23 protein-coding genes are annotated in these 23,296 nt (G+C 64.1%); 3 read left to right on the forward strand and 20 right to left on the reverse strand.

Features of this window, described 5'->3' with window-relative positions:
• Window positions 1-3: 3 nt before the first annotated feature.
• The 6 genes from kce to GGR43_RS03615 all read right to left on the reverse strand — a co-directional run bounded on the left by kce (window position 4) and on the right by GGR43_RS03615 (window position 7,322).
• On the reverse strand, window positions 4-930 hold the full coding sequence (gene kce / locus GGR43_RS03590; protein ID WP_188070576.1) for a 3,5-dioxohexanoate:acetyl-CoA acetone transferase: 927 nt from the start codon (window positions 928-930) through the stop codon (window positions 4-6).
• Window positions 918-1,958 carry an aromatic ring-hydroxylating oxygenase subunit alpha gene (locus GGR43_RS03595; RefSeq protein WP_188070577.1) on the reverse strand — a complete coding sequence of 347 codons (1,041 nt, stop codon included), beginning with the start codon at window positions 1,956-1,958 and terminating at the stop codon, window positions 918-920. Before GGR43_RS03595 ends, kce begins: the two co-directional genes overlap by 13 nt.
• Before the next feature lie 14 nt (window positions 1,959-1,972).
• Window positions 1,973-3,112, reverse strand: coding sequence for an FAD-dependent monooxygenase (locus GGR43_RS03600; RefSeq protein ID WP_188070578.1), 1,140 nt, complete (start codon window positions 3,110-3,112; stop codon window positions 1,973-1,975).
• Window positions 3,112-4,104 (reverse strand): VOC family protein, encoded by a 993-nt coding sequence (locus GGR43_RS03605; protein WP_188070579.1) that lies wholly within the window; start codon window positions 4,102-4,104, stop codon window positions 3,112-3,114. Before GGR43_RS03605 ends, GGR43_RS03600 begins: the two co-directional genes overlap by 1 nt.
• A gap of 16 nt (window positions 4,105-4,120) precedes the next feature.
• Entirely contained in the window at window positions 4,121-6,268 is a 2,148-nt protein-coding gene (locus GGR43_RS03610) for a TonB-dependent receptor (protein ID WP_188070580.1), read from the reverse strand.
• Window positions 6,269-6,368: 100 nt separating this feature from the next.
• Window positions 6,369-7,322, reverse strand: coding sequence for a LysR family transcriptional regulator (locus GGR43_RS03615; protein ID WP_188070581.1), 954 nt, complete (start codon window positions 7,320-7,322; stop codon window positions 6,369-6,371).
• A gap of 659 nt (window positions 7,323-7,981) precedes the next feature.
• On the opposite strand from GGR43_RS03615, the gene GGR43_RS03620 reads away from it, so the two are divergent.
• The 3 genes from GGR43_RS03620 (at window position 7,982) to GGR43_RS03630 (ending at window position 9,384) form a co-directional block, all read left to right on the forward strand.
• Window positions 7,982-8,308: a hypothetical protein gene (locus GGR43_RS03620; protein WP_188070582.1), complete on the forward strand. Its 327-nt coding sequence runs from the start codon at window positions 7,982-7,984 to the stop codon at window positions 8,306-8,308.
• Between the two features lie 9 nt (window positions 8,309-8,317).
• The gene (locus tag GGR43_RS03625; protein ID WP_188070583.1) at window positions 8,318-8,947 is read left to right on the forward strand and encodes an SOS response-associated peptidase family protein; all 630 of its coding nucleotides are present in this window, start codon (window positions 8,318-8,320) and stop codon (window positions 8,945-8,947) included.
• A 224-nt stretch (window positions 8,948-9,171) separates the two neighbouring features.
• Window positions 9,172-9,384, forward strand: a complete 213-nt coding sequence (locus GGR43_RS03630; RefSeq protein ID WP_188070584.1) for a helix-turn-helix transcriptional regulator — start codon at window positions 9,172-9,174, stop codon at window positions 9,382-9,384.
• Between the two features lie 126 nt (window positions 9,385-9,510).
• On the opposite strand, the gene GGR43_RS03635 is transcribed toward GGR43_RS03630, so the two are convergent.
• The 14 genes from GGR43_RS03635 to GGR43_RS03700 form a co-directional block, all read right to left on the reverse strand.
• Window positions 9,511-9,828, reverse strand: a complete 318-nt coding sequence (locus tag GGR43_RS03635; RefSeq protein ID WP_188070585.1) for a hypothetical protein — start codon at window positions 9,826-9,828, stop codon at window positions 9,511-9,513.
• Window positions 9,825-10,136, reverse strand: coding sequence for a hypothetical protein (locus GGR43_RS03640; protein WP_188070586.1), 312 nt, complete (start codon window positions 10,134-10,136; stop codon window positions 9,825-9,827). Before GGR43_RS03640 ends, GGR43_RS03635 begins: the two co-directional genes overlap by 4 nt.
• Entirely contained in the window at window positions 10,136-10,675 is a 540-nt protein-coding gene (locus tag GGR43_RS03645; RefSeq protein ID WP_188070587.1) for a glycoside hydrolase family 108 protein, read from the reverse strand. The genes GGR43_RS03640 and GGR43_RS03645 overlap by 1 nt, the downstream gene beginning before the upstream one ends.
• Before the next feature lie 277 nt (window positions 10,676-10,952).
• A complete protein-coding gene (locus GGR43_RS03650) occupies window positions 10,953-11,123 on the reverse strand; it encodes a hypothetical protein (RefSeq protein WP_188070589.1) in 171 nt (56 codons plus the stop codon).
• 14 nt (window positions 11,124-11,137) lie between these two features.
• Window positions 11,138-12,283 (reverse strand): SGNH/GDSL hydrolase family protein, encoded by a 1,146-nt coding sequence (locus GGR43_RS03655; RefSeq protein ID WP_223177266.1) that lies wholly within the window; start codon window positions 12,281-12,283, stop codon window positions 11,138-11,140.
• A gap of 3 nt (window positions 12,284-12,286) precedes the next feature.
• Entirely contained in the window at window positions 12,287-12,553 is a 267-nt protein-coding gene (locus tag GGR43_RS03660) for a hypothetical protein (protein ID WP_188070591.1), read from the reverse strand.
• 69 nt (window positions 12,554-12,622) lie between these two features.
• Window positions 12,623-12,919 (reverse strand): phage holin family protein, encoded by a 297-nt coding sequence (locus GGR43_RS03665; RefSeq protein WP_284278363.1) that lies wholly within the window; start codon window positions 12,917-12,919, stop codon window positions 12,623-12,625.
• Window positions 12,920-12,939: 20 nt separating this feature from the next.
• Window positions 12,940-13,227 (reverse strand): hypothetical protein, encoded by a 288-nt coding sequence (locus GGR43_RS03670; protein WP_188070593.1) that lies wholly within the window; start codon window positions 13,225-13,227, stop codon window positions 12,940-12,942.
• Window positions 13,228-13,229: 2 nt separating this feature from the next.
• Window positions 13,230-13,691, reverse strand: a complete 462-nt coding sequence (locus GGR43_RS03675; protein WP_188070594.1) for a hypothetical protein — start codon at window positions 13,689-13,691, stop codon at window positions 13,230-13,232.
• Window positions 13,692-13,709: 18 nt separating this feature from the next.
• A complete protein-coding gene (locus GGR43_RS03680) occupies window positions 13,710-14,027 on the reverse strand; it encodes a hypothetical protein (protein WP_188070595.1) in 318 nt (105 codons plus the stop codon).
• A gap of 9 nt (window positions 14,028-14,036) precedes the next feature.
• Window positions 14,037-14,735 (reverse strand): hypothetical protein, encoded by a 699-nt coding sequence (locus GGR43_RS03685; RefSeq protein ID WP_188070596.1) that lies wholly within the window; start codon window positions 14,733-14,735, stop codon window positions 14,037-14,039.
• A complete protein-coding gene (locus GGR43_RS03690; protein WP_223177267.1) occupies window positions 14,735-15,019 on the reverse strand; it encodes a hypothetical protein in 285 nt (94 codons plus the stop codon). Before GGR43_RS03690 ends, GGR43_RS03685 begins: the two co-directional genes overlap by 1 nt.
• Window positions 15,019-18,816, reverse strand: coding sequence for a hypothetical protein (locus tag GGR43_RS03695; RefSeq protein WP_188070598.1), 3,798 nt, complete (start codon window positions 18,814-18,816; stop codon window positions 15,019-15,021). The genes GGR43_RS03690 and GGR43_RS03695 overlap by 1 nt, the downstream gene beginning before the upstream one ends.
• Window positions 18,813-23,189 carry a phage tail length tape measure family protein gene (locus GGR43_RS03700; RefSeq protein ID WP_188070599.1) on the reverse strand — a complete coding sequence of 1,459 codons (4,377 nt, stop codon included), beginning with the start codon at window positions 23,187-23,189 and terminating at the stop codon, window positions 18,813-18,815. The genes GGR43_RS03695 and GGR43_RS03700 overlap by 4 nt, the downstream gene beginning before the upstream one ends.
• Window positions 23,190-23,296: the final 107 nt, after the last annotated feature.

Here is a 23,296-nt window from a genome sequence, read left to right on the forward strand (position 1 = left end):
GGTCTAGAACTCCACCCGGTCGCCGCCCTTGAGGCCGAGCATCGCGCGGGCCTCGGCCGGTGTCGCGGGTTCATGGCCCATTTCGGCGAGGATGCGCCTGATCTTCTCCACCTGCTGCGCGTTGGAGGCGGCGAGCACGCCGCGCTCGATGAACAGGCTGTCCTCCAGCCCGACGCGCACATGCCCGCCCAGTAGCGCCGCCTGCGTCAGGAACGGCATCTGATGCCGCCCGGCGGCCAGCACCGACCATTGATAGGCGTCCTTGCCGAACAGGCGGTCGGCGGTCTGCTTCATGAACATCAGATTGTCGGGATCGGCCCCGATGCCGCCCAATATGCCGAACACCATCTGGAGAAAGAAGCCGGGCCTGATCAGCCCCCGGTCGAGGAAATGGGCGAGGTTGTAGAGATGCCCCACATCATAGCATTCATGCTCGAACCGGGTTCCCGCCTCGGACAGGGTTTCGAGGATATAGGCGATGTCGCGGAAGGTATTGCGGAAGATATAATCGTCCGAATTCCTGATATAGGCTTCTTCCCAGCCATGCTTCCAGCTCTTGATCCGGTTGGCGGCCGGGAAGAAGGCGAAGTTGATCGAGCCCATGTTGAGCGAGCACAGTTCCGGCTTGAACCGGACCGCCGCCGCCAGCCGTTCCTCGACCGTCATGGTGATCGACCCGCCGGTGGTGATGTTGACCACCGCGTCGGTCGCCTGCTTGATGACGGGCAGGAAGCGGCCATAGACGTCCGGGTCGCCGGTGGGGCGTCCGTCCTCCGGCATGCGGGCATGCAGGTGCAATATCGCCGCGCCCGCCTCCGCCGCGGCGATCGCCTGACCGGCGATTTCCTCCGGCGTCACCGGCAGCGCGTCCGACATGCTCGGCACATGCGCCGATCCCGTCACCGCGCAGCTTATGATTATCTTCGACATGCTTCTGTTTCCCGTTCTTCCCTGATGAGCTTGCGCAGGATGCGCCGCGCGCGGACCGCGCCCGCATCGCTTTCCAGGATGACTGGGTGCAGATCCCAGAAATCCTCACCGTCGAGCGCGCCGTGCTGGGCGATGATCATCGGCTTGTCCTGATGCTCGAAGGCGATGCGGAAACCTTCGTCCAGCGCAGCGTGCAGCACCGCATCGTCGCGGCGGAAATCGCGGGCGTTGGACCAGAAATAATGGGTGCTGTCCCTGGTTTCCGGCGTCATCAGATGCGCGCCGGGCGTTTCCCGGCCGATCCGCTCCGGCTGCCCGGCGCCGGTCACGCCGACGACCAGCTGCATATTGCCCGGCGGATACCATGTGACGTCGAGCCAGCGATCCACCGGCGCGCCGTTGCATTCGTAGAGCGCATCGAGCGCGGGTGGCAGGATCTCGTTGCGGGTCAGGCGGTTGGAATGGACGATGTCGCCGTCCTGCTTCACGTCGACCTCCGCCCGCCGCACCGCCTCGCTGCCCAGCAGGCCCTTGTGCAGAAACTCGATATGGCCGAGGTCCATGATGTTGTCGGTCATATATTCGTAATTGGCGGGCGTGTGCATATAGCCGCGGTTGATCGCGTAGCGATCCGGGTCCAGCCCGGCCAGCGCGGGAATGGTGGCGGGATCGGCCCGATCCGGCGCGCCCATCCAGATCCAGACGAGCATATGCCGCTCCTCGACCGGATAGGTCTGCGCCTTCGCATTGGGCGGGATATGGCCGTCGCCTTGCGGGTTCATCACGCAGCGACCGTCAAGGTCGAAGCGCAGGCCGTGATAGGGACATTCGATCACATCACCGATGCGCTCGCCCAGCGACAGCGGGGCGAAGCGGTGCGGGCAGCGGTTGCGCATCGCATGCACCGCTCCCTGCGCGTCGCGCGCGAAGAGAATGTCCTCGTCGAGGATGCGGCGGTGGAAGCTCCCCCCATCGGGGATTTCGTCCTGCCAGGCCGCGACATACCAGCAGTTGCGGAGAAAGGACATGGGGCTCGCTCCTCTCAATAATCCGCCATCAGCGCATGGGTCGCGCGATGCAGCAGGCCACCCTGATCGGCGTCGGGATTGCGGACGCCGCTCCATTGCTCCAGCTCCCAAGCGGCGAGCTGCGCCGAGCATTCGACCACGTAGCGGACGCGATCGAGGCGGCGGCGCATGAATTCCCCCAGCGCCGCTTCCAGCGTGCCGTCGCCGCCCAGCAGCTCGCCCAGCAGCACCGCATCCTCGACCGCCATCGCCGCGCCCTGCGCCAGATGCGGTGTCGTCGTATGCACCGCGTCCCCGGCGAGCAGCACGCGCCCCTTGTGCCACGGCTTGTCGACCAGCATGGTCAGCATCGGCCGGTAGACGACGGCTGCCGGATCGGTGATCTGATCGCGCAGCCGGGCGACGAGACCGCCATAGCCCTTAAGCCGGTTGCGCATCTCCTCCGTCACGGTCGGCCCTTCATGCCAGGTGCCGTCCTTTTCGGCGGTGACGATGAACATGTACATCAGCGTCGGGGACAGCGGCACCAGTCCCACCTTGGTGTCCGGGCCGAAGAACACCATGCCGGTGTCCATCTCCGCCGGGCGAGGGAAATTATAGCGCCAGCAGCCCTGTCCGTTGAAGTGCGGCGCATAGTCGTCGCCGAAAAGCTGCCTGCGCGTCGGCGAGAAGGCGCCTTCATAGCCGATGACCAGATCGTAGCGGCGTGCGCTGCCGTCGCTGAACGTCACATCGACGCCGGCGCCATCGTCCTTCCACGCGGTCACGGTGGTGCCGAGGCGGATATCGGCGCCCACATCGGTCGCGCCCCTGATCAGCACATCGTGCAGCCGGGGACGGGTGATGCCGTTATTGGCGGGCAGGTGGGGCGCGGCGTCGCGCGGCCCCGGCGGATCGAACAGCACATTGCCCTGCGCGTCATGCACCCGCCAGCCGTTGAACGCCGATCCATTGTCGAGGCAGTCCTGCGCGAGGCCGACCCGGTCCATCGCCCGCAGGAAGTTGTTGGGCTGGATGATGCCGACGCCGTAGACGGTCCATTGCGGTTCCTTCTCGACAAGATCGACGGCGATCCCCCGGAGGCGCAGCGCGCGGGCGGCGACCAGCCCGCCAATGCCTCCGCCGATGACGAGAACGCGCGAGACGACGGGCATCAGTTGGTTCCTCCATTGGCCTGCGGCGCTTCCTGCGTCAGGTAGCGGACGTCCCAGCTCGGCGCCTGCCGCAGGAAGGCGGGCAGGTCGTGGGTGAAATGGGCGAAGGCGAAGAGGGGACTCACCCAGTCGCGCGGCACCCAGTTGTCGTCCACATAATCGGCATCGGCGCCATATTCCGCCTCGCCCCCCGCCGGGCAGGGCAGATAGTAGAAGAGCGCGGAATCGATCCGGTGCCGTCCAAGGCCCAGATGCGACCCTTTCCACCCCTTGCGCGTCATGTGGTTGGCGCCGGTCATGATCTCGTCGATATCCTCCACCCCGAAATTGGCGTGGTGGAAGCGCACCTTGCCGTCCATGCCGGGGAAGGGGGCGTTGGCGTTGAGCAGCAGGATATTGTGATGGTTGATCGAGCCGTCCGCGCGCAGATACATGCCGAAGCCGCGCTGATGATCCGACAGGCGGAAGTTCAGCCTGTCGCGCATGAACGCATAGCCCGCCTCATACTCCGGGATCGCCCAGACCGCATGGTTGATGACCTTGGGCCGAGCCCGTTCCCGCCATTTGCGGTGCTGGTTCAGCCGGTTGACCCGGCCGGGCGCATTGACCGGATCGGGCGCATAGACGACGGGCTTGCGGTCGAAGACGCGCAGCCCCATCGCGATGCCGAAGGGCGTCAGGAAATGGGCGGTGCCGTCCTGCGCCCGTCGCACCTCGATATCGGCGGCGAGCCCCGCCACCAGCGCTTCGAGCGATTTTTCGCTGTCCACGCCCCAGACGACCTGCCGCACGCCGTCGCCCTCCATCGGGCTGGGCGGCAGCGCGGATCCGCCGCGCGGGCGGAGCACGACGCTGGACCCTTCGGTGAGACCGAAGCGGAAGCCTTCCCCCTCCCGTTCCGCCGTGCCGAGGCCGAAATCCTCGAAAAAGCGGACGCAAAGGGCGAGGTCGCTTACCTCGTAAATCAGGGATTCGATGCCGATAATGGCCATCGGTCCATTCCTCCGTTCAGAAATTGGCCTTGAAGGACACGCCATAGGTGCGCGGGTCCCGCAGATAGGTGAGGCGCGGAAAGCCCCAGAGATCCGCCGAAATGAGCTGGTTGGACACGATCGTCCGGTCGCCCAGGTTACGGCCCCAGGCCGAAAGGCTCCACCAGTCGCCGCTGTGATAGGTCAGCGATGCGTTGTAGATGGAATAGGACGGCTGGTAGGAACCGGCATGCTCATAGGGGTCGAAATACATGTCGCCGGAAAAGAGCGCGTCGCCGTTGAGGCTGATCCGGGCGCCGTTGGCGCCGACCGGAATGTCATATTGCGCGCCGAGGCGGGCGGTATATTTGGCCGAGCCGGGCAGGCGGTTCCCGGCGAGGGAAACCGGCCCCGCGGCCGGATCCAGCGGGTCGGGCGTGACATATTCGTCATAGCTGGCGTCGAGCAGGCCCAGCGACAGGTCGATCCGCAGCCGGTTGGTCGGCCGCGCGGTGATTTCCGCCTCCAACCCCTTGATCGTCGCCTTGGCCGCATTCTCGTCGATGGTCGCGGCGCCGACGATGCGGGTGACGACCAGATCCTTGTAATCATACCAGAAGGCGGCGAGATTGGCGGTGAGGTGCCGGTCGAACAATTGCGCCTTCAGGCCGGCTTCGTAGCTGAGCAGCTTTTCCGGGTCGGTGCCGGGACCGGGCACGCCGATGGTGAAGCCGCCGCTCTTGAACCCCTTGGAAATGCCCGCATAGAGGTTGAGGTTCGGCGACGGTTCGAATTGCAGCGTGGCCTTGGGCGTGAAGGCGTTGAAGCTCTTTTCCCCGCCCGACGGTATCGGCACGAACGGCGCGGTGAAGGTGCCGTCGGCGGAGCGCTTCTCATGGCTGTAGCGCGCGCCGAGGATCAGCTTCCAATTGTCTACGAATTCCAGCGATCCGTGCGCGAAGGCGGCATAGGCCTTGGTCTTGCCGCTGCCGCGCTGGTCGAATTGCGCACCGGGCGCGATATACATCGGGATGTGGATGAAGCCTTCCACGGATTCGGTGAAATAATAGCTGCCGAGGATGAAATCCCAGTTGGAGCCGTTGGCCAGCAGCTGCACTTCCTCGCTGAACTGATGCTGCCCCTCGAACTGGCTGATGGCGCCTTGCGACGGGCTGGTGCCGATCAGTTCGTCCAGCGCGCGGAAGCGGGACTTGCGATAGGCGGTGATCGATTTGAGCGACAGATTGTCCGCCAGATCGAGGTTGAGCGTCCCGGCAAGGCCCCACACGCGGATGCGGCGATAGGGATCGACGCCGGAAACCACGTTGCGGATGGTCGACGGGCGGTTGCCGACGCTTTCGGCATAGGTCGGCACGCCGGGCAGCGCGCCGCCCGCCTGATGCACGACGCCGAAGCTGTCATTGGCGTGGAAATAATCGGCGGCCAGTTCGAGGCTCAGATTTTCGGTCGGCGTCAGGTCGATGGTGATGCGGGCGGCCTGTTCCTTGCGGGTGTCGATATCCTTGCCGGTCGCCTCGTTCTTGCCGTAGCCGCCCCGGTCGATGAAGAAGGCCGCCGCACGCACGGCGATCTTGCCCGGCACCGGTGCGCCGCCGATGCCCATCTCGCCCTGCACCAGCCCGTAATTGCCGATGTCGATATTGATGTTGCCGGTGGTGTCCTGCGTCGGTTTGCGGTTGATGACGTTGATCGATCCGCCGGTCGCGTTGCGGCCGTAAAGGTCGCCCTGCGGCCCGCGCACCACCTCGATCCGGTCGACGTCGAAATAGCTGGCGACCTGCGCGCGCGGCCGGGCGATATAGACGCCATTGGCGTGATAGGCGACGTTGCTGTCGATGCCGAGGCCGAGGAAATTGTTCCCGACGCCGCGCAGATAGATATAGGTGACGCCGCTGTTGGTCTGAAGGTTGAAATTGGGCACGGCCGCGCCGAGTTGCAGCGGGTTGCTGACGCCGAACCGGTCGAGCGCGGCGCCGCCGACGGCGGAAACGGCCAGCGGCACGTCCTGCACGCTCTCGGACCGCTTCTGCGCGGTGACGATGATATCCCCGGCATTGGCGATGTCGTCGGCCGCCGCCGTGCCGGCGGATTGCGCGTGCGCCGCGCCGGCCCAACTCAGGGCGGCGAGGCTGACAAAGGCATGAATGCGTGCTGATAGCGCCATGATAACCCCCTCCTTTTTGAACGTCTTTGCGTTTCGTTGGAGGAAGCATGATGCGAAGGCCGGGTGCTGGAAAACACTATCGGCAGATAGGTACTACAAGCTAGAGTTGTGGCTCGGCTTCCGGCGGGACGCCCGCCTGCTCGATGATCAGGCCGAAAGCCATGCGGATGAAGATATGGGCCGGGTCCAGCTCCCGCCGGTCGTGCCAGAACAGCTTTTCGTGCAGTTGCGGGATCTTCACCGGGCATTCGGCGACCGCCAGACCGAGGCGGGGCGCCAGCGTGTTCGCCAGCCGCCGCTGGGCCGTCGCGACGAAGGGCGTGCCGGGCAGCATGAAGAGCTGCGCGGCGAAATTGGGCACCTTCACCCCGATGTCGAAATCCGTCGCCATCGCCGCCCACGCATTTTCGACGATGGTCTTCACCCCCGCGCCGAAATCCACGATATTGTGCCGCGCCTGACGATAGGTCGCCAGCGACATGCCGTCGCTTATGTCGACATGGGCGGGGTCGGCGACGCAGACGAAATCGTCGCGGAATATCGACATGGTGCGGATATGCCGGGTCGGCTTGTGCTGCCCGTAGAGCCGCAGGTCGGCGGCGGTCAGGCAGAAATCCAGATCGCCCATTTCCAGCCGCAGGAAGGTGTTGCGGCTGATCGGCTCCACCATGCACTGTATGCGCGGCGCCTTGGCCGCCAGATAGCGGAGCAGATGGGGCAGGATGACGTGCAGGCAATAATCGCTCATCGCGATGCGGCAGGTATAATGGGCGGTGGCGGGGTCGAAATCCGGCCGCGTATCAAGCGCCGCCTGCGCGCTCAACAGCGCCTCCCGCACCGGGATGACCAGCGAGCGGGCCAGCGGAGTGAGTTCGAGATTGCGGCCCACCCGCGTCAGCAACTCGTCGTCGAAATGGCGGCGCAGGCGTTGTAGCGCGCTGCTCGCGGCCTGCTGCGTGATGCACAGCCGCTTCGCCGCATGGGTGACGTTGCGCTCCTCCAGCAATATGTCGAGCGCGCGCAGCAGGTTGAGGTCGAAATGGCTCAGTTGCATCGGGACGGGAATTCTCCTCCCGGCCACCGGCTTTGTCGGGCATTATGTTTTGGGCAGCCCGCCGGTCGGCCTTGCCCATTGCTTAGCGGGGCGGCGGCGATTTCTCAATTGCGGACTTTCCGGTGCCGCGCCTGTGACGTGCCGCACATATGAAAAATCCCGCCAAGTCGCTGGACCTGCGGGATTTTCATGGTGGGCGTGGCAAGGATTGAACTTGCGACCCCTACGATGTCAACGAAAGGGCCATGATGAAAAATGGCTGTTTTCCGCCATTTTCTGAAACGCAGAAGCATGAACGGAATAGGAACAAAGCGGCTTTTTGCGTGAAATTCACGCAAATTTCGCGCAAGCTAGGGGTGGGCGTTTCGTCCACCCTCTGCCTCTAACGAAATGACGCCAAATGCCTTTGTCTCTCGTGAGAGGCGCTTTCGTTGACATCAAACCATCGCAACCCGCTTGACCGACTCGCTCTATTTGTTCTCTTTATGTTCACATGGAACAGATAGACGAAATCCGCGCGTCCGTCGCCGATGAACTGGAGCGACGGGGCTTAAGCAACAGGCAGTTCATTCGAGAGATACGCGAAGGAAAGCGCGATGATGGCCCATTCATGACGGGCGCGCTGGCGTGGCACAGGCGGCAGGCCCGCGTGAGGTGACGTGGCACGCTACAGCAAGGACGGCCTCAAGATCGCGACCAATCTCTTCGAGGCCGCTGCCTGGCACTATACGGTCAAGGTTATCTGCCGCTGCGAGCACAGCGCGACCTTCGATCCCCACGGCCTCTGGTATCATTTTCATCGGCTTGGCTGGGATGACGATCTGAAGCGCGCCTGCAAGTGCTTCTGGTGTCGCCCTTGCGCGCACCGCTTCGGGCGCCGCGTTCGACCGATCCGGATCGAACTGGTGCGCGAGCCGCCGCAGATCAGCCTCCCATTGCCAACCGACAGGGAATGGAAGAGGATCGTCAGCCGCTGGCGAGGCTAGGAGGCGTCCATGTGCAATCTCTATAGATTGAAAGTGCCGCGTGACCAGCTGCTGCTGCCGATGGGCATCGACCGGATAGCGACTTCGCAGATTGCGATGGAGAAAGACTATAGCGCGCCGGGCAAGCCGGGGATGATCGTTCGGGAGGAGGGCGGGCGGCGCGTCCTTGACACAATGCTGTGGGGCTTCCCGGAAAACAAACGCGAGCGCAAAATCAAGCCGAAAGCCGGTCAATCAGCCTATCTTTACGACTGGTACACCAACGCCCGGAATTTGAGGCTGGGCATGTGGAGCCGCTGGTTGGAGACGCCGGCGCACCGCTGCCTTGTGCCGTTCACCGAGTTTGCCGAACCAAAGGCGGCGATCGATCGCGCCGCACCGGATGATCTGAACTGGTGGTTTAGCGTGAAGGGCCAGCCGGTTGCCGCGTTCGCGGGCATTTGGAAGGTCCACCCTGATGCCGGTCCTGTCTATGCGTTTCTGACCTGCGCCCCGAACGATCTCATCGCACCGAAGCATCCCAAGGCGATGCCGGTCATCCTCGCGCCAGAGGATTATGCAGCATGGCTGACGGGCGACTATGCGGACGCATGTGCGTTGGCCCTGCCATTTGAAGCTGCGCAGACAGCGGTCGTATAAAAGAAAAGCTACTTATCTTTTTCCTTGACCGGAAATGATAAGTAGCTTATCAATATTCCTGTCAACGGGGACTAGGCCCCGGTGACGGACAGGAGAAACGAGATGTTCAATCTCTATCTCCGGTTCAAATGGAAGCGGATCAGACTGATCCTCAAAATCCGCTTCTAACCTGACCGGCTCTCGGAACCGCCACAAGAAGCGGGACGGGAGCCAAAGCCGAATATATGACGAGCGAGGCGACGATGCAACCCGATGAATTGAAGGAACTCCGAAAGGCCCTCGGCCTCTCCCAGCAGGAATTTGCCGACGCCCTCGGCGTGTCGCGGGTACTCGTGGGGCAGATGGAGAGGGGACAGGCACCGATCGAGCGCCGCACCGCGCTAGCGGCGCGGTATCTGGCCGAGCACCCCGACGCCGCTCTGGCGGACGATCGCTAGTTTCCGCACAGCCTCCGCCACGCCGCATTATGTTCCAGCAGCGCGCCGACGGTCGCGTCGGTATCGAACAGGTTGCCCCGGTCGTCAAAGCCCTCGGCAGGCGCGACGGCGACCGGGATGGCCCGATCAACGAGGCAGAAATCGCTGACAGTTCGCGGCGGTGGCACCGGCCGACCGCACGCACTCGTCATAGCGAGCGCTGCCAGCGCTATTGCGTATCTCATCCCGCGCATCCTGCGCCTCCTCTATCCGGTGGATGGTTTCCTGAAGATCGCCAGCGCGCTGGTCGGCCCGGCCTGCCTCGGCCGCCTGTTCGACGGCATGGTCCTGCGCGCGATCGACCCACCGTACCAGCAGGGCGACCACCAGCAGCGCCGCCAGCCCGGCCAGCACGATCCTGGCGGCCGTCGAGTCGCGCACAAATGTGATGATGGTTCCGATCATTCCTGCGTCTCCATGCTCGCCCGGCGCGCCTGCGCCTCGCTATAGTGCTTCACCGCATCGGCCTCGGCCTGTGCCTTCTTCGCGTCGGTGAACTTGTCGGCCGAGCGCGCCGCAATGTAGCCGACACCCAAGAACGAAATCAGGTCATAGAAGCCCTGCGGGATGACGTTCAGCCACACGCCCGCCCCGGTCGCGAAATCCCGCGCGGTCTGCGCGGACATGGTGCCGATGATCGCCGACACGCTGGCGCCACCAAGGATGAAGCCCGCAAAGCCCGCGATGATGGCCGGGCGCACCCAGTCGCGCATCAGGCCACCCGCGTGCGCAGCCAGCCATAGACGAAGGCCTCGTTCGCCGCGCGCGCCTCGGCCAGCTCGATATAGCGGACGGCCTGCAACGCGTTCAGGGCCTTGAGAAGAACGGCCTCGCCCTCGCGCCCCCGCTGCTGGAGATAGGCCGCCAGCGCCTCGCGCGTCTTTGCGCCGACCGCGCCATCGACCACGAGGTCGGGCCACGAACGTCCCTGATTGTTGAGCGCATTGAGCGCGCGCTGGAGGAAACGACCCGCAACCGTCGGTCCCATGTTCACCCCCGTATCGACCAACTCGGCCGCGATCGGCTGCGAGAGCGCCCCGATCTTGTCGAAGCCGGGCGCGATGACATATTGGCGGCGGTAGATCTCGATCGCCAGCGATTTGGGCAGATCGCGCATCGGCCCGCTATAGCCATTGGCGCGCGCCGTTGCGATGGTGATCCCATATTTGGTTTCGCCGCCCGCGTCGCGGCTGTCGTTCACATAGCCGCCTTCGACGCGGATGATCTCCTCGATGACGTCGTCGATGCTCATATGCTTTCCCCAAAGAAAAAGGCGGCCCGAAAGGACCGCCTGCTGAATGACGAAATGGGCGACCGCGCCCGGATCGAGGCGCGACCTTGGCTCTCACGCGCCACACTCAACCCCGCTTGTCTCTCACGAAAGGCCGTTTCTGATGGTCAACGGTCGCATCCACAATCCAGAGGATGCGACTCGGCGCGGATCGCGATATACTCCCGGCGCGACCCGAAGGGAGAGCGATCTTCCTTTCACTGCCCGGCGGCGCCAACGCTGCCGGGCTTTTGCTATCCTAGCCCGCCTCGATCGCCACATCGGCGGGATCGACCTCGACGATGATATTGCCGGGCGACAAATCGCTCAGTTCGACAGCGCGCTGGGTCAGCGCCAGCTGGGCCGATTCCAGATCCTCCGCGCCAACACGCATCGTGATCGTTCCGGTGACCGTGTAAATTCCGTCCATTTCGGCTTCTCCTGCTAGGCCGACAGCGCGATCTGGGCGAGGAACTGGCCCATATCCTGCGCGCCGTACCAGTTGGGGTGAAAATAATCGGTGCCGCCTACCATCAGGCCAGCGGCGGCCGCGTCGGCATATTCGCCCCAGCGGTCCTTCATCTCGTAATATTTGGCGCCCTTGGCGGCTGCGACCTCCTGAAGCGTCGCGGTGTAGGCGTCCATGTCCGTCACGGTTGCAGTGCCGCCGGTCAGAGCGGTGCGGGGATCGACGATGATGCGGGGGATGATCCCATTGTCCAGACGGCGCTGGACCCATGCTTCCGCGTACCCTCGGAAATCATTCATGGGCGGCAGGGCATTTGCACGCCAGTCGTTCGCCACCGTCATCCACCATGCCTCATCCCCGGCCGACAGAACCAGTTCAGGAAAATAGAGCGAACGGCCTGCGTCCTGGGCGTTGGCGATATGCTGGGCGCGGGCGCCGGATGCCGAGGCGTTCAGCAGCTGAAACGACGGCAGCCTGCTGTTCCAACAGTAGACCGCCGCCAGATCGACGGTGCCGCCCGATGCACGGCGGTTCCACTGCAAGGCGTTATTGCCGAGCACCACGCCATCGGAGGGCGCGAAATCGATGCGATAGAAGCCGTAGGTCGCCGGAATGTCGAGCGTCTTGGTGATGGCGCCGAGCGTCGCCTGCGCCAGTCCCACCAGGGCGTGCGAACGGAAAATCAGCGTGGCGCTATCGACCGGGGTCGTGGGCGTGAACGTGCAGCTATTCTGCGTCGTGGAATTGCGCAGCACGCCATAGTTCGCGGCGATGATCCCATTGAAGTCCCATCCCGCGCCGATCGTCAGCCGGGTATCGAACGACGCGAACGATGCGGCGGTCGTGTATCCCATCGTCCCTTCGAAGAACTCATCCTGCACCTGATAGCCCGCACCGATCAGCGCGCGCTTCATCGCGGAAATCGGACTATTGGCCCATGCGCCCGCATTTCCAGTGGGATAGGCCGCGTTGTAGCCGACCGGGATGCTGTTGCCATGGAACAGGATGCGCTTGGGCTTCACGCTCTTCTTGCCCAGCGTCGGCAGGCCATTGCCCGCAGCCCACCTGTCGACCGCGCCGCGATTGAACGCGCCCGGATTGATGCTCTTGCTCATGCTCATCGCTCAATCCTCGATCTGAATATAGACCGCGCCGTCCATCAGCCCGCGCACCCAGATATGATCGGCCGTGCCGGTCACCGACGCACCGGCGTGCAGCATGCCGCCATCCCCGGCGCCCGGCGCACTGGCCCCGCCGAAATAGACATAGGCCTGATAGCTGCCCTTGTACTGGACCGTGACCTGCTGGCCCGCGACGGCCTCATATCCGGCCGTGGCGGCGATATCCGACCACTCCTCGCTCAGCGCGAAATCGGGAAAGCTCTGCGCCATCCTTCACATCCTTTCTGCCAATAAAAAAGGCGCCCAAGGCGCCCTGAAATCCTGTCTGATGCCGCGCGACTAAGCCCGCTTCGTGGCCCGGTCGTAGAGCGCATCGATGGCGCGGGGGCCGAGATAGGCGGCGATGCCAGCCGCCGCAGTCGCAGGCTCCGGGCCAAGGCCCGAATAGGTGGCGACAGCCTTGCCGACAAAGGCCATGCCGACGGCGACCAGCATCTCGAACGGTAGTTCCTTGCCCCAGAAATGCCGCCGCCCGGCCTGCGCCTCGCGTCCATGAAAGATCATGCGGCCTCCTATCCCGGCGATGATCCACCAGATATTCGCGCGAACGATCGCCAGCCATTCATCCCAATGCACCCTGTCACCTTCCTATGAAATCAGGCCGCAGCCTCCCGCTGAAGCGCGCTGAGCGCGATCTTCAGATTGTTGGGCACCTGGTTGAACACCTGCAACACATTGGCGAGGTTCTGCTTGGCGAGGCCAGCGCCCAAGCGGCTGTGGAGCGCCCGTGTCTGCGCGAGAAGATCCTGCGCGCCGTCCGTCGTGAACAGCGCTATGGCCGCCTCGACCTCAGGGATGCTGCGGGCGGCAATCTGGCGCGCCAGATCGGCCTGCTGCGCGATCATTTCTTCGATCGTGGTTTCGCTGGTAGCTTCGTCCGTCATAGCTATGCTCCTTTTGTCGGGGATTTCGAGGGGCGCCGGGGCCGCTTCGGCTCCGGCCCGATGCCGTCCAGTTCGTCCAGCGTGTCGGCGGCGTTGATAACAATGGGCTTGCCCAGAAGGTTGACGAACAGCGTCGAACGGACGCCGCGCTGGTCATCCTTGACTTCCCGCCGCCCGGCGATGCGATCGCGCGGAAAGAACATGCGGCCCTCGGCCGTCGCGCCGTCGCCGTCGGGCACCGGCTCCACCACCCGGATTTCGATTGGATTGACCATCGCATTGCTGTCGGCGATCAGCTTCTTCACGAAACCATATTGATCGCCCAACTGGTCGATCTGCGGCCCCATGCCCATATCGAAGATGATGGCGGAGGGGTTATCACCGCTGCTCGGCCGCATCACCGCGATGATCGCATGAGCAGGAAGTTCCAGCCGCTCGCCTTGGGCAGTCTTGAGGTGCAACATGGGGATTGCCTTTCGATATCAGCAGGAGAAATTTCGATTGTAGACAGGGAAGCGGACGCCCATTGATCGCAGCCCGGAAATCGTGAAGCTGCCGTAAGGGAGGCTCTCGTTGCGAACGATGAGTCGGACATCGCGGCCTTCCGCCAGCAGCTTCCTGATCGCCTTCTTCGCCTTCCGCTCGATCTGGTCGCGGCGGCGGGTTTCGACCAGCGTGCCGCCGCAGGCGCCCTTGTAGTCGATATATACGGTCGCCTGCGGGCGGACTTCCTGCGACCGGGCAAGAGACGGGCTAGTGAACATCGCGGCGATAACGGCCGCGAGGGCAAATGCTTTCATTGAGCACTCCTATAGGTTGTTGACGTCCACGATGAGGCAGCGGGGAATTCCGGCGGTCACATTGGAGCCGCCCGACGCGCTGCGGGTGCTGCGGAAGGTCCACATGGATGAGCCCACGGACCCCGCAGTAATGTTGATGGCATGGCGCGGCGTCGACCAGTTCCATGCATATCGATTAGAGCCGGGCGCGCCGGTATCCGAGATAATGACCCGCTGGAAATGGCAGGGCACGCAAACCGCATATTTGCGCCCCGCATCGCCGTTGAACACCGCCGGAGGGTAGTTGATATTGATCTCCCCAACGAACAGCCCCACGATCATGTTGAGGGAGAAGGTGATGGCGCCCGTCTCGTCATACAGTTCGAAGCGTCCATCGCCGGTGGTGCCGGGCGTGGGTCGCGCGGTATCGAACACGTACATTTCGACCGTGGTGCCCACGGCCGCATTGACCCGCACCTCCGCAGCATAATTGCCAGATCCCAGATCCTGCATGAGCGTCACGGCGAAGGGCGATGCGCAGTAAAAGGCGGGCAGGGGATTCTCCCCCGAGAAATAGAACACGATCCTGCTCTGTGTCCCCAGCGCCTGCGACCCAAGACCATGATCCGCTGTCACGCCGCTTTGCTTTCCGGTGAAGCGTAGGTTCACGAAATCGCTGGAGAACTGGATATACCCGTCCTCGTCGTAGGACTCCCCGAGCGCGTCCATTACCAGAACCCGTAGATTATGCGGCCGATCCAGAATTGGGCGGAGGGGTTGGACCATGACAGGGTGGAACCGGAAATGACGATCTCCGGGCTGTACTCGTAGAGGCCGCCAGCGATGAACCATGCGTCCGGCTTGCGGCCAAGCAGGAAGCGGCTGTCCGTGATCGACCCGGAAGGGTTGGAAACGCTGGACACCGCGACAACCCCCAGGAATTTCATGCATCGCGAATTCGGCGTGCTCATCGTGACGCCGCCGCTCGTATAGACTTCAAACCCGGCGGGCATCACCAGACGCCCCAGCGCGCGCGCAGCGTCCCGGCCGCGTCATAGACGCGCCAGTTGCCATTGCTATATTCGGTGCGCGCACCGCCGCCCGGAGACGAAATTTCGAGCAGGTCGGATCGCAGCTTCATATTGCCAGACGACCCGTTATTGTTGATCTCCCAGCCGGTCGCATATCCGTTCACGTCAATGACCATCGACACGCGGCCGAAAAGCGTGGTGATGTTGCCGTTGATCGTCGTGATCGCCGTCTGCTGGCTGGCGATCGTCACCCCATGATTGGCGACCGTCGTGGTGACATCGGCCATGCTCGTCGTCAGAGTGTTCAGCGCGGTGAACGACTGGTAGACACTGGCCTCTTGGCTGTAGGGCGTCGCCTTGGTGCCGCGCTCGAACTTCACGCGGCGGACAGAGGTGGCCGAAACCGTGCCGCTGGTTTTGTGGAACACCAGATAGATCCGCGCGAAGGCGGCGGTCGGCGGCGAGGTCAGCGTCAGCGCGGTCGCGAACCGCTTCTGGTCCTCCGGGTCGAAATCGATGGGGGTGGCGATCGACGGCCCCGAAGCGCTGGCTCCGGAGATCGGGTTCGCCCCGCTGTCCAGATAGTCGATCTGCACATAGAACCTGCCCACTCCGCTGAAGAAAAACGCATGATCCGCCGACAAAGTGTAGGGCACATTCGGCGCGACCGGCACGTCGCGCCAAAGGTAACGCCACTGGTTATCGACCATATTCGCCGGAGAAGCGGTATACGGACCCCAGCCCCATTGATCATTAGGCGATGCAGAGAAGGGGCCGTTGACATGGTTCCAACCGGTCATCCCGTCCTCGAACGTGCTGTTGGTCAGCATGTTCGAGCCAACTGACAGCGTGAGCGACAGGCTGGCGAGTTGGCCTTCAAGATCGCTGATCGCGGCGCCGTGCAGGGCCAACTGCGCGCCTTGAGCCAGCAGCGTGGTGGACATGTCGGCGACCGAAGAGCTGAGGCCATTGATCGTTGTGAAGGTCTGAACGATGCTCGCATTCGCCGTATAGGGCGTCCACGTCGCGCCGCGCTCCAGCTTTACCAGTCGGAACCGCGCATATTGGTTGGCACCCAGCGCAGAAACCTGCCCTCGGCACCGTGCGCGGATCCGCGTCGTGCCCGCCGGTATCGTGACGCTGTTCGCCATCGCCGCGCGATTGCTGTTGTTGTTCTGGAAGCTGAAGGTGCCGGATTTGAAATTCGCCCAACCCGAAGCGAGTTCGTTGCCCGAAGCGTCATAGCAATAGATGTCGAAGCGGATATTGGTGACATTCGCGGTCGCCCCGGCGTCTCCGGAAATGGTGAGGACAGAGCCAGAGGCAGGCAGGCCCGTGGTAATGTCGCAATACGCACTCTTGATGAGGGCGCCCGTCTCGAAGTTAATCTGGAGGAAGGAACCCCAGCCCGACGCATTGGTGTAGACCACCGCTCCTTCGGGCAAAGTCCATCCGGTAGAGCCATTTTCGAAACCGCCATTCGGAAGGAAGTTCGGATTGCCGCTCGCGCGGACCTCCGTCGTCAGTGAGGCCAGCTGACCCGCCTGCGTGCTGGCGGTGGTTTGCAGCAGCGTGATCGCCGCGCCTTGCGTCGCCTGCGTCGACTCTACCGTGTCGATCGCGCCTTCGGCTGAAAGGACGCGATCCGCCAGCGCCGATGCGTCGGCCTGCATGCTGGTGATCGCCAGGAAGGCGTCGGCGATATTCGCGAGCGCTGTCGACGTGTCGCTGGCAAGCTGGTCGAGCAAGCTGACCTGCTCCGGCGTCGCGCCGACGGTCGCGCCGCTCTCGGGCTTGGGATTGTCGGGATCGTTGTCGATGACATCCGCCCAACTGACGCCCGCGACCGCGACCGGGCTGGACCATTCGGTCCGCTGCTCCGACCCGCGAAACTCGGCTTGCGTCGCCCAGCGATATTGCCCCTCTGGCAGATCGACCGGGGCGGATGTCCAGCCTTCCGGCGTCTGTCCGCTGCCAAAGGCCGGGGTGGCGGGCTTCGTCGCCGCGTTCTGATAGGAGATCACCAGCGCGATCGACGTGTCGGCATCCGCGACCTTCGGCGCCTTCGACAGCCCCTCGATCGAGAAGGCGCAGCCGCTGGTCGCTTCCGACAGTTCCGCCGAGAAATCCTTGTAGAAGCCGTAGATCGTCAGGCTGTCGAAACCATCATCGCCAATCCACAGCGCCGGGCGCGCGCGGAGCGACGCCATGATGCGCAGCAGCCCATCCACCGCGTCGGTGCGAACCAGCGAACTGACGGCCATGTTCTTCGCCCATGCCCGCTCTACCGCGACCGTATTGCCGAAATCGTCGGCCTCCTTGCGGCTGTAGTCGGTGATCGAGACGGTCGGGCTGGCTTCCGTCACCCCGAGGGGCACCTGCGCACCCCAGAGCATCGTCCCGACCGATACCGGATCGCCAGCATCCGCCGCCGCGATCGTCACCGCAATATCGGCGCCAGCCGCGATATCGAGGTCGAGGAACGTCACCATCCCGCCGATGATGGCGCGGGTCTGGTCATAGGCCCCGGCCTGCACCCGCACGGTCGCACCGTCGGCGTCGAGCACGGCAAGGGCGGTCACCGGCTCATCGGGTGCGATCGTCACGGTGATCGATCCCGTTGCCTCGGTCGCCGTACCCAGCGCCGCGTCGAACATCGCCCAGTGGTTGGTCGGGCCAAGGTCCATCCATGCGGCATCGCTGCTGGGGGGATTGCCGAGGTTGCCCGGCATCAGGCTCTCATAGATCCGGTGCGTCGCGGGCCAGATCACCCGGTCGCCCGCCTCATAGGTACGCGAAGACAGCCATTCCTGATAATCGTCTTCCGCCACGCTGCTGCTGACCAGCATCGCATCGGTCAGCGCAACCGGAGGGACCACCAGCAGGTTGCTTGCCCCCTGCACCGCCGGTTCGGACACCACCACCGGCACGTCCGCGCTCGGCAGACCCTCGACCGTCAGCGAACAATAGCTCGTCGTGCCGACCTGAAGGTCGATCGAGAAATCCTTGTAGAAGCCAAAGAGGCCCAGCGCCTCGAAGCCTTCTTCGCCGATCCACAGCGCGGGGGTCGCGCGGATCGCGGCAAGGAACCGCTGCACCGCGTCCACCTCGAAGGAGTCGATGCGGGAACGGGCGGTGACGCGGCGCGCCCATGCGCGCTCAATCACTTTCGTCACCCCGAAATCATCGGTTTCACGGCGGCTATAGTCGGTGATCGAGACGGTGGGCTTGTCCTCGGTCTGGCCCAGGTCGAAGGCATCGCCGATCACCAGCTTGCCGATCGAGGCGCTCGTGCCGACAGGCGCGGTCAGCGTGACGACGATCTGCTGACCGGCGAGGGCAGGCAGGTCGAGGAACGTCAGGTTCGTGCCCGGCGCGCCAACCACATCATCAAGGATGGTGTCGCCGCCGACGATGACCTGGACCTGCACTGTGGCGGCCGCGACATCGAGCAGGCCAAGCGAGGATACCGGCGAGGGCGGGGCCAACTGGACGACGATATCGTCGGCGTCGCGCGTCTGCGGGCCGCCCGCCGCATCGAACATCGCCCAGCGGTTCGTCGGGCCAGCATCGACCCACGCGTCTTCCAGCGGCGAGGCGGGGTCATTGGCGATATTATCGGCGATGATGCTCTCATAGACGCGATGGGTGGCCGCCTTGATGACGCGCGCGCCAAGCGCATAGGTGGTGCCCGCCGACCATTCGGGATAGTCGGCCTCCGCCACGCTGCTGCTGACAAGGATTTCATCGGTCACGCTGACCGGGCGGATGACCTTCATGCGGCGGCCACCGTCGCGATAGCATCGCCGCCGCTCTGTGCCGTCACGTTGTCGAGATGGCGCTTCACCGCGCCGGTATTGCTCGCGGTGGCCGCGTGACCGGCGTTGTTCTCCTCGCGCATCCGGCTCAGCTCCTCGCGCAGCGATTTGACCTCTGCGGCCAGATTGTCGTTGGCGGTGGTGTCAGTCGCGCCGCTGACCTGCGCGGCCGTGGCGGCCGCTGCGAGGGTGCTCGCCGTCGAGGTGGAACCGCTTTTCGCCAGCGCGCTGATCGCCGCATTGGTACCTTCGAGGCTGGCCGCCGTCTGCGCGCGGATGCGGTCCAGTTCCTGCCGACTGGTCGCGACGTCGGCAGCGGCCGACAGAAGCGATTGAGACAGGCTCGTCAGCTTCCCGGCCGCCTCCTGATCGCCGAGGCGCGCGGCCGTCGTCGCCGCGTTGAACTGGCCGAGCAGCGAGGCATAGGTGCTATTGTCATTGGCGCCGGTCAGGCCCCGGATGCGCCGCACCTCGTCCATGATGCTGGTGCTGACCGACTTCCACGCTTCGCGCAGCCGATCCGCTGCCGCCGCTGCCTCCTGCGCGTCCTGAAGCGCCCATATCTGCTCTTGCAGCGCGCGGTTGCTGGCATCGAGCTGGGCAAGGTCCAGTGCGCGGATCGCGGCGGTATTGCCCTGCAATTCGAGCAGCCGCCGCTCAAGATCTTGCCGCTCGTTCACGATATCGGCCGCGCTCTTGGCGCCGAGCAGCGAGGTTTGCAGATCCGCGAAGGCCGGGGCCAGTTGGAGCAGGGTTGCATAGGTCGCCTGCCCGGCCTCGGTGGTAAGATCCTGCGCCTCGACCAGTTCGCGGAACGCGGTCAGCGTGGCGGGCATCGAGAGGCCGAGGCTGGCAAAGGCGCTCGCGAACTGCGTGGTGCGCGCCGCCGCCTGTTCCGCAGGCGAATAGAAGGCTTCGAAATAGGCATCGATCGCGCTGGTGAAATCGCTCAGGCTGTCGAACCGGTCGGCGAGTGCGATCTTCATGTCCAGCGTCAAGCCCCCGAAGGATGCACCGAGCAGGTCGAGTGAAGATGTCACCGTCTCGGCCACCGAGGCGATGCGGACGAGCGTATCGAACAGACCTTCTCCCACCTGCTGGAACCGCTCGATGCCGGGGATCGCCGCCTTCGCCATATTATCGGCCGCCGCGCCGAACACTGCCGTCAGCTTTTCCTCTATCTCCGCGCCGGTCAGCCCTTGCAGGTCGATCTTGCCGATATTGACGACAAAGCTGTTCAGCCGCTGCTCAACCGCGTTCGTCGCCTCGCCCAGCGGCGCGGCCGACAGCAGGATCGCGTTGCTGAACGTGCGCAGGATCAGCGTGAACTGGTTTTCAAGGCCGGGATCCGCGTCGGTATATTGCGTCGAATATTTGGTCGACGTGGTGATCCCGAAGGTCTTTTTCTTCTTCTGGATGTCGCTGTAATAATCGGCATCGAAGCCGTTGGCGAGAATGTCGCCCAGGCTTTGCGCAGCACCATAAAGACCGCTGCCGATCACACTGGTCTTGGTACCGAATAGCGAGCCGATGACGCTCCCGATCGCCTTGAAGACGCCGCCCACGATCGGGATGCTGGACAACAGCCCGCCACCGGTCGCGATGCCCGACAGGATCTTGCCCGTCGTGTCGGTCGCGAAGCCGGTGCTGATGCCCGCCGATGCATTGACGTTCCCGGCGCGCAGCACCAGCGTGGCAAGGTTGCCGATCTGGCTCTCGATCGACTTGAGCGACGCCGCCATCTCGCGCGAATAGCCGAGCATCGCCGTGTCGACTTCCTTCAGGCTGTCGATTGCGCGCTTGATGCTGTCGGATTTCGCGCCGCTGTCGCCCAGCACGGTGCCGGTGCCGTCATTGGTTTCCGGGGTGTAGCTGGACGAACTGCCGCCACCCTTGAAGCCGAGCGATGCCATGACAGCCAGCATCGCGGCGACGGCGGGGAAGGCGAAAGGACCGAGCGTCGCGAACATGCGCGCCGCGCCGCCCGCGACATCGACCGCCGTGCGCGCCAGCTGGATCGCCGCAAGCGCCTTCTCGGCGGCCTCCATCGCTTTGTAGCCCTTGCTGTGCTCGCCGAAGAAACCCTTGGCCGCACCGGTCAGCGCCACCATACCGGAAAGCTGGTTGCTGATTTCCTTCGAGCGCAGTTCGGCAAGGCGCTGGTCGCTGACACCGGCAGACTTTCGTTCGAAGTCGATTTCGTCCTGCCGCTTGCCATATTCGTCGAGCACGGTGATGATGCCGCCGATGGCGTCGCCGACGGAGCCGAAGGCGCGGCTCATGCTGTTCGCGGCGGCGTCCACCCGGTCGGAAACCTGATCCAGCTTGCTCATATACCAGTCGAGCGCGGCGGCAGCATTGTCGGCGGCGGCCTCCGCGAGCGCTTCGGCGTCCTTCGCCTGCTGGATCAATGCCTGCCCGAAAGTCGGCTGACCCTTGCCCAAATTCTGCAACTGGGGCCCGATCTCCGCTGCCAGTTTCCACACATTGGAGAATGCATCGGCAAGGGCGGTGTCGAGCGGGTTTTCCTTCAACCCATCCTTCACCGCCTTGGACGCCTCTTTCCCGGCATCCTTCGCATCCTTGGCGAGACGCTCCTTGGCGCGCTTTTGGGCGAAGGGGGATAGATAATCCGCTGCCTCCCCAATGAAATCGCGGGTGAAAGTGTCCTTAAGCGCCCCGACATAGGCCTTGCCTGCCGCGAGGCCGGCACCTGCGAAGCTGTTTTCGATCCCCTTAATCTGGGGAGGCTCTATCGTCGGTAGCCGGAAAGAGGGAGGCAGGATCGCGTTGATCCTCGCTGCGAAGGCATTGATACCTTCGACGCCCTTCCTGACCAGCCAATTGATCGCGTCGATCGCGATATTCACGCCGGAGTAAAAGGCGTCACCGATCGCACCGGGCAACAGCTTAAATGTAGCAATCCAGAGGCGTGGGATGACCGTGGTTGCTCCGATGATCCAGTTCACGCCCCATTTCGTCACGTTGACGACATCCTTCCATACATCCTTGCTGGTGGTGCCGAAGAAGGCGAAGGCCTTGGTCAGCTGGGTTTCGAGGAAATTCTTCGCCGCGTCGAACGCGCCCAGCGCTACATCGCCCCAGGTCACCGTCACCTTGCTGTTCTCGTTGATCTCGCTGGTCAGCAGCCCGAAGGCGGTGGCGGCGATGCCGACGCCGATCGCCAGCGGCGCGAAGCGCATGGCGACGCCCGCCAGTTGCTTGGAGAACCCGGCGGCGCCACCTTCTGCCTGCTGGAAAATCTGGAAAATCTGCCCGGCCTGACTGGCGAATATCTGCATGGGCGGTGCATTCAGCGCGGCCATGGTGCCGATATCGTTCAGCTGCATGCCGAAATTGATCATGCTCTGGCGGTTGCGCGCGGTGGCGCCGCCGACGCTGCCGAAACTGCGCTCGACGTCCCGGAGGCGCTGCGTCAGAACGACCTGCTGCCGCGCATATTCGTTGGCGGAGGTAACCCCGGCGCGGTAGAGGCGCGAGCTTTCCGCCAATTCATCGTTGAGGCGCCGGGTTGCCGCATAGAGGGGGTCGGTGGACATGCGCAGCCGGTCCGCCGCCATCGCATCGGCGCGCGCAGCCGCCTCCTGCTCGCGCAGCGCCTGCGCACCCTCGCGCACGCGGGCCTGAAACATCTGATGGGCGAAGGCGGCGGACCGGATCCGCTGTGCCTCCTGCTCCATGGCATCGGCGCGGGCGGCTGCTTCAGCTTCTTTCAGCGCCCGCGCGCCCTCGCGCACGCGCGCCTCGAACATCTGGTAGGCGAAGGCGGCCTCGCGCACGGCCGATGCATCGGCCTCGGCTGCGGCAACCGCCCGGCGCGCTGCTTCCGCCTTTTCTTCGGCAGCGGCGCTGGCCTCATTCCGCGCCCGCGTCATCGCCGCATATTCCGCGTCGTACAGCGCTGCTTCCTGCGCGCGCAGGCGCTGCGCCAGTTCGGTCAACCCCTGCTGCTCTGCCGCCAGCGCAGCCGCCTCGACCTTCATCCGCCGCAATTCCTCGCGCGTCTTGCCGAACGCGCCAGCCTGACGATCCAGCTGCCGCGAAAGGGCTTCCCCCGCTTTCTCGACTCGCGAGAATTCGCGCGCGGCGATCGCGCCCTCCCGCGTCACCGCATTGCCGAAACTGGTTATGGCTGCGGTTGCGCCACCAAGACTGATCATGCCGCTTGTGGCTTTCTCGATGCGCTCGGCATTGGCGATCGCGCGGGCCTCGGTGCTGTCCATCGCCGCATCAAGCTGGCGCAGCGCTTCGAACGAACCGCCGGTATCAATGGCAAAGCCGACCTCAAGCGTCGGCACTTCGCTGTCGGCCATCAAACCCTCACACCAAAAGAGCCACGGAGCAATGCTCCGCAGCCTGTTCAACACTACCCGCTTGCGCGAAAACTACCTGATTGCCGCCTAATGAAATTGGCTCTAGA

This window comes from Sphingobium jiangsuense (assembly GCF_014196495.1).
In the GTDB taxonomy this organism is placed as follows: Bacteria; Pseudomonadota; Alphaproteobacteria; order Sphingomonadales; family Sphingomonadaceae; genus Sphingobium; species Sphingobium jiangsuense.

Excerpts from the sequence above, each read along its gene's own strand:
- kce (WP_188070576.1), bottom strand. The coding sequence starts at position 930 with ATGTCGAAGATAATCATAAGCTGCGCGGTGACGGGATCGGCGCATGTG.
- GGR43_RS03595 (WP_188070577.1), bottom strand. The coding sequence starts at position 1,958 with ATGTCCTTTCTCCGCAACTGCTGGTATGTCGCGGCCTGGCAGGACGAA.
- GGR43_RS03600 (WP_188070578.1), bottom strand. The coding sequence starts at position 3,112 with ATGCCCGTCGTCTCGCGCGTTCTCGTCATCGGCGGAGGCATTGGCGGG.
- GGR43_RS03605 (WP_188070579.1), bottom strand. The coding sequence starts at position 4,104 with ATGGCCATTATCGGCATCGAATCCCTGATTTACGAGGTAAGCGACCTC.
- GGR43_RS03610 (WP_188070580.1), bottom strand. The coding sequence starts at position 6,268 with ATGGCGCTATCAGCACGCATTCATGCCTTTGTCAGCCTCGCCGCCCTG.
- GGR43_RS03615 (WP_188070581.1), bottom strand. The coding sequence starts at position 7,322 with ATGCAACTGAGCCATTTCGACCTCAACCTGCTGCGCGCGCTCGACATA.
- GGR43_RS03625 (WP_188070583.1), top strand. The coding sequence starts at position 8,318 with ATGTGCAATCTCTATAGATTGAAAGTGCCGCGTGACCAGCTGCTGCTG.
- GGR43_RS03630 (WP_188070584.1), top strand. The coding sequence starts at position 9,172 with ATGACGAGCGAGGCGACGATGCAACCCGATGAATTGAAGGAACTCCGA.
- GGR43_RS03635 (WP_188070585.1), bottom strand. The coding sequence starts at position 9,828 with ATGATCGGAACCATCATCACATTTGTGCGCGACTCGACGGCCGCCAGG.
- GGR43_RS03640 (WP_188070586.1), bottom strand. The coding sequence starts at position 10,136 with ATGCGCGACTGGGTGCGCCCGGCCATCATCGCGGGCTTTGCGGGCTTC.
- GGR43_RS03645 (WP_188070587.1), bottom strand. The coding sequence starts at position 10,675 with ATGAGCATCGACGACGTCATCGAGGAGATCATCCGCGTCGAAGGCGGC.
- GGR43_RS03650 (WP_188070589.1), bottom strand. The coding sequence starts at position 11,123 with ATGGACGGAATTTACACGGTCACCGGAACGATCACGATGCGTGTTGGC.
- GGR43_RS03655 (WP_223177266.1), bottom strand. The coding sequence starts at position 12,283 with ATGAGCATGAGCAAGAGCATCAATCCGGGCGCGTTCAATCGCGGCGCG.
- GGR43_RS03660 (WP_188070591.1), bottom strand. The coding sequence starts at position 12,553 with ATGGCGCAGAGCTTTCCCGATTTCGCGCTGAGCGAGGAGTGGTCGGAT.
- GGR43_RS03670 (WP_188070593.1), bottom strand. The coding sequence starts at position 13,227 with ATGACGGACGAAGCTACCAGCGAAACCACGATCGAAGAAATGATCGCG.
- GGR43_RS03675 (WP_188070594.1), bottom strand. The coding sequence starts at position 13,691 with ATGTTGCACCTCAAGACTGCCCAAGGCGAGCGGCTGGAACTTCCTGCT.
- GGR43_RS03680 (WP_188070595.1), bottom strand. The coding sequence starts at position 14,027 with ATGAAAGCATTTGCCCTCGCGGCCGTTATCGCCGCGATGTTCACTAGC.
- GGR43_RS03685 (WP_188070596.1), bottom strand. The coding sequence starts at position 14,735 with ATGGACGCGCTCGGGGAGTCCTACGACGAGGACGGGTATATCCAGTTC.
- GGR43_RS03690 (WP_223177267.1), bottom strand. The coding sequence starts at position 15,019 with ATGCCCGCCGGGTTTGAAGTCTATACGAGCGGCGGCGTCACGATGAGC.
- GGR43_RS03695 (WP_188070598.1), bottom strand. The coding sequence starts at position 18,816 with ATGAAGGTCATCCGCCCGGTCAGCGTGACCGATGAAATCCTTGTCAGC.
- GGR43_RS03700 (WP_188070599.1), bottom strand. The coding sequence starts at position 23,189 with ATGGCCGACAGCGAAGTGCCGACGCTTGAGGTCGGCTTTGCCATTGAT.